Annotated in this window: 13 protein-coding genes; 5 read left to right on the forward strand and 8 right to left on the reverse strand. The window is 40.3% G+C overall.

Features of this window, described 5'->3' with window-relative positions; translation table 11 throughout:
* The gene (dnaA, locus tag ABH008_RS00005; protein ID WP_347987822.1) at window positions 1-1317 is read left to right on the forward strand and encodes a chromosomal replication initiator protein DnaA; all 1317 of its coding nucleotides are present in this window, start codon (window positions 1-3) and stop codon (window positions 1315-1317) included.
* Window positions 1318-1474: 157 nt separating this feature from the next.
* A complete protein-coding gene (locus ABH008_RS00010) occupies window positions 1475-1681 on the forward strand; it encodes a hypothetical protein (RefSeq protein ID WP_347987823.1) in 207 nt (68 codons plus the stop codon).
* Between the two features lie 45 nt (window positions 1682-1726).
* On the opposite strand, the gene moeB is transcribed toward ABH008_RS00010, so the two are convergent.
* Window positions 1727-2488 carry a molybdopterin-synthase adenylyltransferase MoeB gene (moeB, locus tag ABH008_RS00015; RefSeq protein WP_347987824.1) on the reverse strand — a complete coding sequence of 254 codons (762 nt, stop codon included), beginning with the start codon at window positions 2486-2488 and terminating at the stop codon, window positions 1727-1729.
* 147 nt (window positions 2489-2635) lie between these two features.
* Between moeB and groES the strand changes: the two genes are divergently transcribed.
* Window positions 2636-2923, forward strand: a complete 288-nt coding sequence (gene groES, locus ABH008_RS00020) for a co-chaperone GroES (RefSeq protein ID WP_347987825.1) — start codon at window positions 2636-2638, stop codon at window positions 2921-2923.
* A gap of 57 nt (window positions 2924-2980) precedes the next feature.
* The gene (groL, locus tag ABH008_RS00025) at window positions 2981-4621 is read left to right on the forward strand and encodes a chaperonin GroEL (RefSeq protein WP_347987826.1); all 1641 of its coding nucleotides are present in this window, start codon (window positions 2981-2983) and stop codon (window positions 4619-4621) included.
* A 140-nt stretch (window positions 4622-4761) separates the two neighbouring features.
* Here the strand turns inward: groL and ABH008_RS00030 are convergent, their stop codons facing one another.
* From ABH008_RS00030 to ABH008_RS00060, 7 genes are all read right to left on the reverse strand, one after another.
* Entirely contained in the window at window positions 4762-6057 is a 1296-nt protein-coding gene (locus ABH008_RS00030) for an NAD(P)/FAD-dependent oxidoreductase (protein WP_347987827.1), read from the reverse strand.
* A 1-nt stretch (window position 6058) separates the two neighbouring features.
* Window positions 6059-6382 carry a c-type cytochrome gene (locus ABH008_RS00035; RefSeq protein ID WP_347987828.1) on the reverse strand — a complete coding sequence of 108 codons (324 nt, stop codon included), beginning with the start codon at window positions 6380-6382 and terminating at the stop codon, window positions 6059-6061.
* Entirely contained in the window at window positions 6354-7091 is a 738-nt protein-coding gene (gene rlmB, locus ABH008_RS00040) for a 23S rRNA (guanosine(2251)-2'-O)-methyltransferase RlmB (protein ID WP_347987829.1), read from the reverse strand. Before rlmB ends, ABH008_RS00035 begins: the two co-directional genes overlap by 29 nt.
* Window positions 7088-9421: a ribonuclease R gene (rnr, locus tag ABH008_RS00045; RefSeq protein ID WP_347987830.1), complete on the reverse strand. Its 2334-nt coding sequence runs from the start codon at window positions 9419-9421 to the stop codon at window positions 7088-7090. The genes rlmB and rnr overlap by 4 nt, the downstream gene beginning before the upstream one ends.
* A gap of 129 nt (window positions 9422-9550) precedes the next feature.
* The gene (locus ABH008_RS00050) at window positions 9551-9997 is read right to left on the reverse strand and encodes a hypothetical protein (protein WP_347987831.1); all 447 of its coding nucleotides are present in this window, start codon (window positions 9995-9997) and stop codon (window positions 9551-9553) included.
* Window positions 9998-10167: 170 nt separating this feature from the next.
* Window positions 10168-13116 carry a DUF748 domain-containing protein gene (locus ABH008_RS00055; RefSeq protein ID WP_347987832.1) on the reverse strand — a complete coding sequence of 983 codons (2949 nt, stop codon included), beginning with the start codon at window positions 13114-13116 and terminating at the stop codon, window positions 10168-10170.
* A 123-nt stretch (window positions 13117-13239) separates the two neighbouring features.
* Window positions 13240-13638, reverse strand: a complete 399-nt coding sequence (locus ABH008_RS00060) for a S4 domain-containing protein (RefSeq protein ID WP_347987833.1) — start codon at window positions 13636-13638, stop codon at window positions 13240-13242.
* 547 nt (window positions 13639-14185) lie between these two features.
* On the opposite strand from ABH008_RS00060, the gene ABH008_RS00065 reads away from it, so the two are divergent.
* Window positions 14186-14854: a Crp/Fnr family transcriptional regulator gene (locus ABH008_RS00065; RefSeq protein ID WP_347987834.1), complete on the forward strand. Its 669-nt coding sequence runs from the start codon at window positions 14186-14188 to the stop codon at window positions 14852-14854.
* The last annotated feature ends 28 nt before the right edge of the window (window positions 14855-14882 follow it).

Here is a 14882-nt window from a genome sequence, read left to right on the forward strand (position 1 = left end):
ATGAGTAGTATTTGGAATAACTGCCTGTCGAAACTTGAACATGAAATCCCGAGTAACGATTTCAGCACCTGGATACGACCACTACAAGCAGTGGAATCGGGCAGTCAATTGAAGTTGCTTGCACCAAACCGCTTTATAATTGATCATATTAAACAACATTTTTTTGCCATCATCGAAGATGCCGTCAATGAGTTTTCAAATGCCACCCTGTCGGTACAATTTGAAATAGGCAGCAAAAAAACAGCGGTTTTAAAAACCCCCACCTTGATAAAAAGCGCGACACAAAAAAAGAATCAACCTAATTTTTTAAATAAGGCATTTACGTTCGAAAGCTTTGTAGAAGGAAAATCCAATCAATTGGCACGTGCAGCATCAGTTACCGTTTCTGATAACATTGGCAAGGTATACAACCCGCTATTTATTTATGGTAGTTCCGGTTTAGGCAAAACCCATTTAATGCACGCGATTGGCAATGCAGTATTACTTAAAAATCCTGACGCCAACATCGTATATCTACATTCTGAAAAGTTTGTACAAGATATGGTTAAAGCTTTACAGCAAAACAGCATTAATAACTTTAAAGAATATTATCGCAGTATCGACATACTATTAATGGACGATATCCAGTTTTTAGCGGGAAAAGAGCGATCTCAAGAAGAGTTTTTCCATACCTTTAACAATCTGCTAGATCAAAAACATCAAGTGGTTTTGACCTGCGACAAATATCCAAAAGAAATTAACGGATTGGAAGACCGACTAAAGTCCCGTTTTGGTTGGGGTTTACCTGTCGCCATTGAACCACCTGACCTAGAGACTCGAACCGCAATTCTTATCAAAAAAGCCCAGCATGTAGGTGTTAACCTGAATCAGGATATTGCTTTTTTTATCGCTAAACGCATTCCCTCCAATGTTAGAGATCTGGAAGGTGCGTTACGTAGGGTAATCGCCAATTCTCAATTTACCGGCCGAGAAATTACTCTGGAGTTTACCAAGGAAGCATTGCATGATTTAATCAGTTTGCAGGATAAATTAGTCAGCATTGATAATATTCAAAAAACTGTAGCTGAATATTTTAAAATTCGCATAGCTGATTTGTCAGCAAAAAATCGCAAACAGTCTATTACCCGACCACGCCAAGTTGCCATGTGTTTAGCGCGAGAATTAACATCACATAGCTATCCAGAAATTGGCGATGCTTTTGGTGGAAGAGACCACACCACCGTCATAAATGCCTGTAAACGCATTGCGGAATTGAAGGATGAAGATGTCAAAATGGCTGAGGATTATAAAAATCTGCTGCGAACTCTGTCTCAATAGTACCGAAGATTACTGCTTCAAACATTGAACGTTGCACCAACCATTTCTAAATGAAAAAACTTTAGACTTGTTCCATAATAAATATAAGGTTATAGTCAGCACATAAGGTCTATAACCTTATATTTCAAATAATAATAATATAATTGGAGGGGGTAAAATGAGTGAAATCTTGATACTCGGATTCTGGATGCTCGTCATTGCAACTATAGCTTTTGCACCACTAGGCTATTTCATTTACAGGTATGTCGCAAAAAATGGTGAACCCTTTGGCGATATAGAACCACACGGTGACAGTGAATCGCCTGTTTTAGCTTTAGCTGAAAAAGTGATTTCCAAAATTAAAGCACAAATTTCTAAAAAATAGTCAGCGACTTAACAAGCCGGAAATCCGGCTTGTTAAGCCTTAGCTCTACTCTGCAAATAATTCACCGTCACCGCAACAAGGGCACAATGGGTTTTTCTTAAACCGCATCGTTTGCCATTCCATTCTCAAACCATCTAGTAATAATAGACGTCCGGTTAATGACTCACCGATACCGATAATAAGCTTCATTGCCTCCAAAGCCTGAATACTACCAACAATGCCAGTAATTGGCGCAACCACACCATTATGCGCACAGTTTTGTAACTCTTCGCCTTCACTCTGGTACAAACAATGGTAACAAGGACTATTATTCATGCCGGGGGTAAAAACACTGATCTGCCCTTCAAAACGAATAGCTGCTCCGGAAACCAGCGGTGTTTTAGTCGCTACGCAAGCCTTATTGACAGCAAATCGAGTGGTAAAATTATCACTACAATCCAGTACCACATCTGCTTGAGTAACTTCTGCCAACAAGCGCTCACCCTCTAATCTCATCTTGTGTGCCAGTACTCTGACCTCAGGATTTATTTTTTTCAACGTGTTAAGGGTTGAAATGACTTTATCAAGCCCTATATCGGGAGTGTGGTGAGCAATTTGGCGTTGTAAATTACTTAAATCAACCTGATCGTCATCATAAACGCTTATTTGTCCTATTCCGGAAGCTGCTAAATACATGGCTGCTGGGCAACCTAGACCGCCAGCACCTATGATTAGCACCTTAGTCGTAAGTAATTTTTGCTGCCCAGCAATATCAATTTGCGGCAGCATTATTTGTCGGCTATACCGGAGTAACTGTTGATCGTTCATATTTTTTAATATTGGCAGCTTAGAGACATAGATAATGCCAAAGAGCTTGACAGAGTGCAAAAGCGGGATATTATTAGCACTCTATAGCAGAGAGTGCTAATAAAATTTTTAACTTTTGATTTACAACTGAACATAAAGGAGACATTCATGAATATTCGTCCGTTACATGACCGCGTTGTCGTAAAACGTGTTGAAGAAGAAACCAAAACAGCTGGCGGCATTGTACTGCCAGGTTCTGCTGCAGAAAAGCCTAGCGAAGGCGTAGTACAAGCAGTAGGTTCAGGTAAACTTTTGGACAATGGCCAAGTACGTGCTTTAGAAGTTAAAGTCGGTGACAAAGTGTTATTCGGTAAATACTCAGGCAGTGAAGTAAAAGTCGATGGCGAACAATACATCGTCATGCGCGAAGAAGACATTATTGGCATTTTGGGTTAATCCAAGGCTTTATTCAAATTCTCTTTTTCACAAATCTAAATTTTCAGGATATAAGAAATGGCAGCAAAAGACGTAAAATTCGGCGGCGAAGCCCGCGCACTAATGGCTCAAGGCGTTAACATTCTGGCCAATGCCGTAAAAGTAACTTTGGGCCCTAAAGGTCGTAATGCAGTACTGGACAAAAGCTTTGGCGCACCTACCATTACTAAAGACGGTGTTTCCGTTGCTAAAGAAATCGAATTAAAAGACAAATTCGAAAACATGGGTGCACAAATGGTTAAAGAAGTTGCATCTAAAACTTCTGACGTAGCCGGGGATGGTACCACTACTGCAACCGTTCTGGCTCAATCTATCGTGAATGAAGGTTTAAAATCTGTTGCTGCCGGCATGAATCCTATGGATCTGAAACGCGGCATCGACCAAGCTGTAACATTAGTAGTAGCAGCCATTGAAAAAGCAGCAACTCCTTGTGTAGACACTAATGCAATTGCTCAAGTAGGCACAATCTCTGCAAACTCTGATAATTCAGTCGGCGCCATCATTGCTGAAGCAATGGAAAAAGTCGGTAAAGAAGGTGTTATTACAGTTGAAGAAGGCACTGGCCTGGAAAATGATCTGGATGTAGTAGAAGGCATGCAGTTTGACCGTGGCTACCTGTCTCCTTACTTTATCAACAAACAAGAAAGTATGAGCGTAGAACTGGACGATCCTTTTGTTCTGTTGTACGACAAAAAAATCTCTAATATTCGTGAATTGTTACCCATTTTGGAAGGCGTTGCAAAATCTGGTCGTTCTTTACTGATTGTTGCTGAAGATGTAGAAGGCGAAGCCTTAGCAACATTGGTTGTTAACAATATGCGCGGTATCGTTAAAGTTGCTGCGGTTAAAGCACCTGGTTTTGGTGATCGTCGTAAAGCCATGTTGGAAGACATCGCTATCCTGACTGGCGGCGTTGTTATTTCTGAAGAAGTGGGCTTATCTTTGGAAAAAGCAGAGCTGGACCAATTGGGTACTGCTAAACGCGTACAAATTAACAAAGAAAACACCACCATCATTGATGGTGCTGGCAACGAAGATCAAATTAAAGGTCGTGTTGCTCAAATTCGTGCTCAAGCCGAAGATGCAACTTCTGATTATGACCGCGAAAAATTGCAAGAACGCTTGGCTAAATTGGCTGGTGGCGTAGCGGTTATTAAAGTAGGCGCGGCAACTGAAGTTGAAATGAAAGAGAAAAAAGCCCGCGTTGAAGATGCATTACATTCAACTCGCGCTGCGGTTGAAGAAGGCGTGGTTGCCGGCGGAGGTACCGCTTTAATTCGTGCACTGTCCGCTCTGGAAGGCATCGAAGGCAAAAACCATGACCAGTCTGTAGGCATCAATATCCTGCGTCGTGCCATGGAAGAGCCTTTACGTCAAATCGTCACCAACGCTGGCGAAGAAGCTTCTGTAGTATTAAACGAAGTGAAAAAAGGCACTGGCAACTATGGTTACAATGCTGCCACTGGCGAATATGGCGACATGATTGCAATGGGTATTCTTGATCCAGCCAAAGTGACACGTTCTGCACTGCAAAACGCGGCATCTATTGCTGGCTTGATGATTACTACTGAAGTGATGATCGCTGATTCACCTGCTGATAGTAAAGCACCTGCTATGCCGGATATGGGCGGCATGGGTGGTATGGGCGGCATGATGTAATAGCTATCCATTAGCTGTTTTTGCTATGAGAAAAGCCTCGGCACATTTGGTGTCGGGGCTTTTTTATGTCTGATACCTATTTTAAAATCGAATTTCTAAGCAATTTTCTTTACTCAGTTCTGCTGATTTTGCATTGCGTTTTAACTAAAACTATCTTTTAGCAAGGTTTGATAGACACTTTGCGCATAAGCAGCTTCCAGGCGGGAGGATTCTGGGTCTTTTAGACTACTCAGACCGCCTGCTCCTTTAACAGCCTCAATGGTATGCTCAGCATTAAGCTTATAGACACCTGCCACAGAAATTCCATATTGAGGTGTAATCAGGCTATAACAGGTATTCAACCAATGTGCATCGGGCAAGGGTTGCTGGTTTAGTAAACTTACCACTGTCATGGCACAGGTTTTTGCCTCTGAATTAGCCGCAAATGCAGATTTTGGAATCGGCGCATAATTGGCAGCATCACCAATGATATGGATGTGCTCTTGAATTCGTGATTGACTGGTCAAGGGGTTGACCGGACACCAACCACTGGCATCAGTTAAGCCTGTTTGCCGGGCAATACTGCCCGCTTGTTGGGGCGGAATAATATTGAGCACTTGTGCCTGAATTTTATCCCCAAAATAAGTTGATAGCGTTTTAGTTTTAACATCCAGGTGCTGGAGGGGATTATCGGCAAGTGAATGCCATTCGATAATACTATTACTGGTACCGTAACCAAATGATTTTGCCCAGCCCGCTTCAAACAGTTTTTGCTTTGAGAATCCGGTTTTGGCATCCAGAATCAGCAATTTGGATTTGGGTTTATGCTGCTGTAACCAATAGGCCATCATACTGGCTCGTTCATATGGTCCGGGTGGACAACGATAAGGTTCTGCAGGCACACAAATCAGCGCCACATCACCATTACGCATGGCTTGCATTTGTTGTTGTAACTGCAAAGTTTGCGGTCCAGCCTGCCAAGCGTGTGGAAAAACCTGGGCAGTTGCCTGATCATAGCCTTCTAAGGTATCCCAACGAAAATCAATACCCGGAGCTAATACCAGCCGATCATAAGCTAAACTTTGTTGATTTTCCAATAGCAACCGTTTCTGCTCACAATCGATACGAGCAACAGCGTCACATATCACGGTGATGCCGTATTGCTGACTTAAAGCCTGATAATTAACCGTCAGATTTTCAATTTTCAGCAGATCTGCAAATAACCAGTTACTACCCGGACAAGTGATATATTGCGCTTTTGGCTCTATCAAGATCACCTTAATATTAGCATCTAACAGACGTATATATTTAGCGGCAGTTGCTCCTGCAAAACCACCCCCTACCACTACGACTTGCGCATTGATATTATTTTTACTCAGCAATCGACATCCATTCAAGAATCCCGCGCCGGCAATTCCGGTCAATTGCAAAAAGCGTCTTCGTGAACGAAAATCCATATTAATGCTTGCTCAAATAGTCTGCTAAAGCCTGCAATTCTTGATCAGTATATCCTTTGGCAATACGAGGCATAATTGTCGCCGCAGTCTGCTTATCGTATTTAAAGTCCATCAGCATTTTCTGAAATTGCTGTGCAGTTAATTTATCCAACGCCGGAACAACAGGTGTTGACATTCCAGCAGGATCGTGACAATTACGGCACATATAGGCCATTAGGGGTGCATTTATATCAGCGTAGCTCGTTGTAATCACTCCCCATCCAGCAAATAGTAAGCTAATATGAAGCGTTTTGAAGCTAACTGGCTTTTTGCCTGAATACTTCATAAAGCAATACGCCAGCCGCCACAGAAACATTAAGACTTTCCACTTGTCCAGCCATAGGTATTTTTACCAGAAAATCACAATGCTGGCGGGTTAAATGGCGCATACCTGTTCCCTCAGCGCCCATCACAATAGCCAGTGGCATATCCAATTTCATCTCATACAAAGTTTGTGAGGCATCACCAGCTGTGCCTAAAATCCAAATATTTTGTTCTTTTAACCAACGTAATACTCTGGCTAAATTAGTTACCTGATACACAGGTACCGTTTCTGCCGCACCACTGGCAACTTTACACACTGTGGGCGTAATACTTGCCGCATTATCTTTAGTTACAATAATACCTTGCACCCCCACTGCATCAGCCGTTCGCAAACACGCACCTAAATTATGTGGATCCTGTACTTGATCGAGTATCAGATAGAAAGGTGTAGTGGTTAAGGCTTCCACATCGGATTTCAATTGCTCTTCACTGCGCATGGCAGGTAATTCCACGCTAATAACGATACCTTGATGATTTTTACCGTCTGCCAGCTTATCCAATTTTTTACGATCTGTTTTCTCAAGGCTGATACCTAAAGCTTTTAGTGAGTCTATCACTTCCTTTAAGCGCGCATCCTGCCGTTGTTCGTCAAATAAAGCACGTTGAATTTTTTGTGGTGAATAGTCTAAAGCCGCCTGTACGGCATGGATACCAAATAACTGTGTACTCATATTTTACGACGTCTCTTAGGCTTGGGCTTGCTAACTGCGGGGGATGTGGACTTGGATGACTTATTTTTTCTAGGTGCTTTCCCTACTGCTTTATCAGGTTTTTTTTCAACAATTTTTGATTTAGTCGTCTTTTTGGCAGCTTGCAGCAACTCAAAATCAATTTTTTTATCATCGAGATTTACCCGCACTACTTTTACACGTACCGTATCTCCTAAACGATAGCGGACACCGGTACGCTCCCCAAATAGCTGGTGACTAGTCGCATCAAAATTGAAGTAATCTTGATGCAAGGAGGCAATATGTACTAAGCCTTCAACAAAAATCGACTGCAACTCGACAAAAAAACCAAACCCGGTTACTGCAGAAATAATACCGGCAAATTCCTGGCCGATCTTATCCATCATGTATTCACATTTCAACCAATTTACCACGTCACGCGTGGCTTCATCAGCCCGACGCTCGTTAGCTGAACAATGTTCACCCAGTATGACCATGTCGTTAAAATTATACTGAAAGCTTTCTACAGACTTATCTGCTAAACAATGGCGTATGGCGCGATGCACTAATAAATCTGGATAACGGCGGATTGGAGACGTAAAGTGAGCATAAGCATCCAAAGCCAAACCAAAATGCCCCTTATTATCTGGACTATAAACCGCCTGCGACATTGAGCGCAACAAGACTGTCTGAATTAAATGCGCATCTTTACGCTGTTTAACAGACTCTAATAAATGCATATAGTCCAACGGTCTAGGGTTATTGCCACCGCCTAAATGCAGACCCAGTTCACCCAAAAAAGTTTTAAGCGTCAACAATTTTTCAGTTCCAGGACCATCGTGAATACGCAATAAACGTGGCATTTTTTTACGATTCAAAAATTTAGCTGCCGCTGTATTTGCAGTAATCATGAACTCTTCAATCAATTTGTGCGCATCATTGCGGACAACCGGAACAATTTGCTCGATCTTTCTGTTTGCACCAAACACAATGCGAGTTTCCTGAGTATCAAAATCCATCGCACCACGTAATTCGCGCTGATAGCGCATGGATTTGTACAAATCATAGAGGTTTTGCAAATGCGGCATTAACGCTGCATGCTTTTTTGTCAGCTCTTGATCACCATCTACCACCATCTGCGCGACATGAGTGTAAGTCAATCGTGCATGGGAGCGCATAACTGCCTCAAAAAAACGCGATCGAATAACTATACCGTCTTCGTTTATCAATAATTCACAAACCATACATAAACGATCAACAGCCGGATTCAGAGAACATAATCCATTTGACAATATTTCCGGTAACATCGGAATTACTTTTTCAGGAAAATAAACCGAAGTGCTGCGGCTTTTTGCTTCGGTATCTAGCGCGCTACCGACTTGTACATAATGGGAAACATCGGCTATAGCGACTAACAATTTCCAGCCTTTTTCGGTTTTTTGTGCATAAACCGCATCGTCAAAATCCCGAGCATCTTCACCGTCTATGGTTACCAGTGGCAAATTTCGAATATCTTGACGATTTTGCTTGGCGGTTTCAGGTACTTCGGGTTTTAAGCCCTTTATTTCGGCTAACAAAGCGTCAGGCCAACTATTGGGCAACTCATGGGAGCGGATAGCCATCTCAATTTCCATGCCTGGTGCCATATGCAAACCCAACACCTCTGTCACTTTGCCCAAAGGTTGACAATGAGAAGTAGCTTGCTGAATAATTTCTACCACTACTATTTGACCATTTTTTGCGCCACCAATATCTTCTTTGGCGATCAAAACTTCGTGGTTAATTTTTTTGTTATCGGGCACTACATAAGCCACACGACCTTCTAAATAAAAACGCCCAACAACCTGATGCGTGTTGCGTTCCAACACTTCATCCAGCACTGCTTCACGACGACCTTTACGATCTATCCCAGACACTCTAACTTTTACTCTATCATTGTGCATCAACGATTTCATTTCCCGAGGAGAAATAAACAAATCGTCAGAACCATCATCAGGCTTTAAAAAACCGAAACCATCAGGATGCCCAAGAACTCGACCTGCAATTGTTTTATGACCATCGCCCAAACAATACTTTTGCCGACTGTTAAATACCAACTGACCGTCTCTCTCCATGGCTCTAAGCCGTCGGCGCAATGCTTCAAGTTCGTCTGCAGACTCAAGCGAAAATTGTTGCGCAATTTGTTGGCGTCTTAAAGGCTTCCCAAACTGTTCGATAAGTAACAAAATTAATTCCCGGCTTGGGATAGGATGTTCGTATTTTTCAGCTTCGCGCTGAGCAAAAGGGTCTTGTAGAGTTTTGAAATCAGAATCCTGACTTTTGTTGGATGTCATTGAATATTTTTGAATAGTTTTAGCCGACTTCGGCTTGAGTTAGGTAAAATCATATAAAAGCCAGTTTTCCAAATGTGAACGTTTGTTATACAGTTTCACTTAAATTAGGTACATTAAAACCCATTAAAGTTATTTGGGCGATATGGTCAATGCACCCAAGCTTACTCCAATATCAATACCACGACCCTTTCCTGATAAAACTAACGAAATCTCACCGCGTGTCAAGACTTGTCCGTCTACTGATGTGGTTGCACCCGCATGTCCTTCCAAAGCAAGAAAGCTACCATAGATTTCATTAAGGTTTTTAACATCAGAGAACACACCCGTACCTTCAATTTCAGATTTACCAATAGTAAAACCTATACTCTTGGATGCTAAAATCACTTGCGCCTGTTGACCATTGCTACATCTAACATTACCGGTCCCATCATATTGCTTATAAGCTAATGAGAAACCACTTAACTTATAGGTCATGGTACAGGAAGTCATAGCATCCGCCAGACTTGGACTAGCCCAAACTAAACCGAGACCAAATACACTTAAGATAGTCAGAAACCGATAAAACTTGTTATACATTTTTAGCTCCATTTAATTGAGTTCTGGAAAAACATTATTAAGAAATTGGACCACATCAAAAAGAAATAATTGCAAATGCTGCCAACATATCCCATTAAAAGTGGTTACTCTAACAACTTTACGAAAAGTTGTGATATTTTTCTAGCCTATAGTATAGCCTTATGCACCCATCAATGGGCTACGTTTAATGATAAAACTGAAACAATGTCAGTAGTATCTGCAGCATTAATTTCAGGAGCCAGAATATATTGACGATTTAAATCAATACCGTCTTTGTCCAATAAATATTTAGAAATTGCATTCGCTCTGGCAATGGCCAAATTGTTAAGCCTTTCCGGTTCAGGCTGTAACTTATCTTCCAGTTTTTGTTTGGCTACTTCATAAAAATCGACATCTGGCAGTGTTTTAATGCGCGGCTTACCAAACAAGGAATGATCAAGCTCTTGCGGATACACTTCATGAAAAAACTTCTCCAACAATCGCTTATATTCTTCATCAGATAATTCAATATACTCTGAACGAATATTTGTGCCTTTATCACGCAATTCTCCAGACTTCATTTTTTTCAAAATTTCTTTTAATGCATCTGAACGTATCACAGGCCAATCCAAAGACGGATAGGACTTCCCTTTAATATCTAATGACAACCCGGGTTTATTTTGTAAAGCTTTACTCAATTGATCAAGTTTCTGCATTTCTGCAGCCTGAATTTCGGCACTGCCTGCAGGGAATTTGACGCTACTATAATCCTGATCCTCGCTTAACAACCCACCCAACGCTCTAAAAGGTGAACTCACTAACTTAGTGATCAGATTACTAAACACATCTGCTATTAAAGAACCGATACTAAACTGCGGATCATTTAAACTGCCAGTCACAGGAAAATCGAGATTAATTTTGCCATCGGCATCTTTTAACAAAGCAATTGCCAAATTCAAAGGCAGCGAGGTTGCGTGTGGATTTTCGACCTGATCGCCCAGAGTAAGCTGGTCAATAAAAATTTTATTTTTCGCATCCAATTGCCCTTGATTAATTGTATATTGCAAATCCAACGCCATCTGACCTTTCTCGATTTTGTATCCCGCAAAATCGGCCATATAAGGTGTAATTAATGGCAAAGGCATATGATCAAATTTAAGGGTTATATTGGAATCTCCACTTTGTAACTGATATTTACCCTTTATATTTACTAAGGCTAAATGATAAACCTTACCTTTTAGGTTAATACTTAAGGGCTTATTCTGATTCGAAGCAAAACCATCGACCACTCCATTCAGCTCATCCATTTCAGTCACAAATGGCATAATCAACGAATAATCTGAAAAATCCGAATAACCGGCCTCAAGTTCAATTTTTCCAATATTGATGATAGGGCTAGTTTGTATTGTATTGGTTTTAGGAGTGTCGGATGACTTGGGCTTGGTGGGGGTTGATTTTGCAACAGGCTGCGTAACCACAATGTCATTGAAATTGGTCGTTCTATCTTTTTGAATGGTAACGCGTAAATAGGGATGATCAAATAACACTTTTCCCAAAGAAAATGTTTGCTGTGCCAGATCGATATCAATTTGTTGCAAACTTAAATCTGACCATTTTAGAAAATCCTTATGATTTAATTTATCCCGAGTTAACAGATTTGCAATATCTGCATCCCCTTTAAACAATAGTTGAAACGCATCATCTGCATTTATTTGCAAATTCCCACTCGTATTAAATTCGCCATCCACTAGTTCCAAATTTAAATAATCATCCACATATGTCTGTAGAAAAGGCAGTTTAATATTTTGAACATCAACTGACAAAACTGCATTAAATGGGGATAGCTGTAAATCCCCATCTAATTTTAATTTTCCGTCATTGTTCAATAATGCGCTGAACTGCATGGGCAATTTTTCAATCTGAGGAACAGTCAATTTCTGTAATTTGAAATTAGTGTTACTCAATTGCGTCAATTGCGGAGTTTTACGTGTCAGATCGGTAAACAAAAACTGGTAATTATTTAGCGCCACTTCGTCTAAACTAATTTGCCATTCTGGTTGTCGAGTAGTCACTTGTGTACTAGCCGTTTTTGCAGTTGGCGGACTAGTAACGGAAGACTGATCATTAACAAACAAACGCTGATAATTAAGTCTGCCATCAGCCTCTAAGGCGGCTTTAATTTGCGCATCTTTACTTTCCAAGACAGCGGCTCTGATTTTTTTCTTATCTAAATCCAACGTGATTTCACGCACAGCTAAAGTAGGTATAGTCAACAAAGGTGCATTACCATTTTTTTCGGTAACTACCAATTTATTGACATCAATGACACCGTTACTGATTAGCAGTTCGGGTTTACCATCAACCTGTTTGGTTTGATAATCAACGTGCGCAGTTAAACTACCTTCAGATATGACAATAGGTATTAAGTCTTGCAAAAACCCTTTCCAGATGGGCTCTAGTTTCAATTGTTCCAAACTAATCAAACCAGTTGATGACAAGGGCTCTAAACTTAAGTCTCCGTGCCACTGCAAACGACCGCCAGAAGCCAGCTCAAATCCCAAGTCAAAATTGCCTTTTCCATTAATCTCGGTTGTTAATTCGTTAACTTCAAAATTAATGGGTTTTAATTCAGCGTTTTGAGGAAATCCCTTGGAGACATCCATCCAGCTAATTTCAGCAGTTTCTATAGCTAAATGATGTATGTTTAACGAAGGGGGAACTGATTTTTCATTTGATTCAGGTTGCGATTCTGATTTGGGAAACATACCGCTAAAATTAAAGCGCCTATCTGCTTCTCGTTTTATATTAATAATTGGCTTACTTAAAATAATACTATCGAATGTTGCAGCCTGATGCCAAAGCGTATCCAAAACATTAAAATTAATGGCAAATACTTCAAAGCTAACTAGGCTATTTCCTGCTGGGCTGGCTAAGGAAAAGCCATCCATTTCCAGTTCAAAACTAAATGGATTAAATTTAAATGCTTGCAACTCTGCTGTTTGTCCAGTTTGTTCCAATAGTATTTCTGGTAATTTTTTGACTACGAGTAGTGGCAGAAAATAAAACCCCAGACCAGCATAAAAGACAAACGTAGTAACTACTATAGTGGCAACAATTTTTTGTTTTTTTGTGATTACCATTGCCCTACCACCTTCTAATTTCCGCCCGTATTAATACTATTAAATATACCAGTCTAGTGCGATATACACCACACACACTTGATAAACTCCTTGCAAGCAACCTGATTTACGATTTTTTTGCCGTCATAAAGTATCCTGTTTAAATCGATGAATTTGACGACGCTGTTTTTTATTGGGTTTATGTTCCCGTTCACCAGGAGGCAATAAGGCCTGCTGTTGTTTATGAAGTTCTATTAATTGCATTCGTTTTCTGACACTATCTTGTTCTTCATTATATAGCAACACCGCTTCCTTAGAGGTTCGCCGTTGTTTAGTTACAGCAAGGACGCGTATTTCCCAAATGTATTGATCTTTACCCACTTTTACTAAATCGCCAATTTTAATCTCTTTTCCAGGCTTACAACGCTGTCCGTTGATATTTACCTTTCCGCCACTAACTGCTTCTGCAGCTAGCTGACGAGTTTTAAAAAACCGGGCAGCCCATAACCATTTATCAATTCGTACCTCAAGACTCTCGTTCAAAACTCATTCTCCAACATAATAGACTCACAGTTATAATCCTAAAATTAGTAGTTTGATGTGTCCGATAAAGCCGTTTCAGCTTATTTACCAAGCGCTATACTCACATGTCCACGGTGATCACGCGCAAAACGGTTTCATCGTGTGTAGAGAGCCTTATCCTTTAGACAATGGGTTACGACTTAATTAAAGTTTTTACTCACTCAGGAAGCATACAACTGCCAATTCAAGGATAATTGTATTTTACGATTGCAAAATACTTTTCGACACCTCGTTCTATCGTGATTTTTCATCTAAACTATTCACTATGTTGTGTATGATATGTGATCTGAAACATCGTTACTTAGCTGATTTACATAATTCCAATCGAAATTAAAAAACCACACTATCTATATATACATTATCGTCGTATCATTACATTTAGTGAATTGATACAACAGTTAAGCTTAACAAGTGTGTATATTTTTTAAATAATCATTCTCGAATGATATGTTTTAACCTAAAACAACTCAGATAAACAAACGTATTATCAATTGGGAAAGCATCGACAATGCATCAAGAATTATTTTCAATCCTAAAAAAAATCTCTTTTCTGTCTAATAGTTCCGAAGAGGCTCTACTGTCTTTAGCATCAAAAGCTAAAGAAGTAAAATTTCGAAAACAGGCCATCATTATTACCGAAGGCGACGAAACCACCTCGCTTTATATAATTCTTTCTGGCAGAGTAAGGGTTTTTAGTAGTGATGATAAAAGTAAAGAACTGACACTACTCATTCAGGAAGCCGGATCACATTTTGGCGAATTAGCCTTACTCGCCAACGAACCATTCCGCTCAGCTACAGTACAAGCATTGGAGCAATCCATATGCGCCATGATTTCAAAGTCGGATTTTATTAATTGGCTAAACACACATCCCGACGTGGCTATTTCTATGCTAAGCGTCTTTTCAGAAAAAATCCGATTTTTAACTGAAAAAGTAAAACAAATGGCATTGGAAAGTGCATATGAACGAACTATAAGAGTTTTACAGGATCTTGCCATTAAAGAAGACGATATTTTTATTATTCATAATAAACCAACTGACGAAGAGCTAGCCAGAATGGTGGGCTCACAAAGAGAAACCATCAATAAATTTATGAGCGGCTTAATCGAAGGCGGTTATATCTGTAAACAAGGTAAAGCTCTCCAAATTAAGAAAAAACTACCTATAAAGTTTTAGTCTATCTTACAACGTAACTAAGTTGCCC

This window comes from Methylomonas sp. AM2-LC (assembly GCF_039904985.1).
In the GTDB taxonomy this organism is placed as follows: Bacteria; Pseudomonadota; Gammaproteobacteria; order Methylococcales; family Methylomonadaceae; genus Methylomonas.

Bases quoted from the DNA above. Each gene is read 5' to 3' on its own strand.
- ABH008_RS00030 (WP_347987827.1), bottom strand. From the start codon at position 6,057: ATGGATTTTCGTTCACGAAGACGCTTTTTGCAATTGACCGGAATTGCC.
- ABH008_RS00035 (WP_347987828.1), bottom strand. From the start codon at position 6,382: ATGAAGTATTCAGGCAAAAAGCCAGTTAGCTTCAAAACGCTTCATATT.
- dnaA (WP_347987822.1), top strand. From the start codon at position 1: ATGAGTAGTATTTGGAATAACTGCCTGTCGAAACTTGAACATGAAATC.
- rlmB (WP_347987829.1), bottom strand. From the start codon at position 7,091: ATGAGTACACAGTTATTTGGTATCCATGCCGTACAGGCGGCTTTAGAC.
- rnr (WP_347987830.1), bottom strand. From the start codon at position 9,421: ATGACATCCAACAAAAGTCAGGATTCTGATTTCAAAACTCTACAAGAC.
- moeB (WP_347987824.1), bottom strand. From the start codon at position 2,488: ATGAACGATCAACAGTTACTCCGGTATAGCCGACAAATAATGCTGCCG.
- ABH008_RS00010 (WP_347987823.1), top strand. From the start codon at position 1,475: ATGAGTGAAATCTTGATACTCGGATTCTGGATGCTCGTCATTGCAACT.
- ABH008_RS00065 (WP_347987834.1), top strand. From the start codon at position 14,186: ATGCATCAAGAATTATTTTCAATCCTAAAAAAAATCTCTTTTCTGTCT.
- groL (WP_347987826.1), top strand. From the start codon at position 2,981: ATGGCAGCAAAAGACGTAAAATTCGGCGGCGAAGCCCGCGCACTAATG.
- groES (WP_347987825.1), top strand. From the start codon at position 2,636: ATGAATATTCGTCCGTTACATGACCGCGTTGTCGTAAAACGTGTTGAA.
- ABH008_RS00055 (WP_347987832.1), bottom strand. From the start codon at position 13,116: ATGGTAATCACAAAAAAACAAAAAATTGTTGCCACTATAGTAGTTACT.
- ABH008_RS00050 (WP_347987831.1), bottom strand. From the start codon at position 9,997: ATGTATAACAAGTTTTATCGGTTTCTGACTATCTTAAGTGTATTTGGT.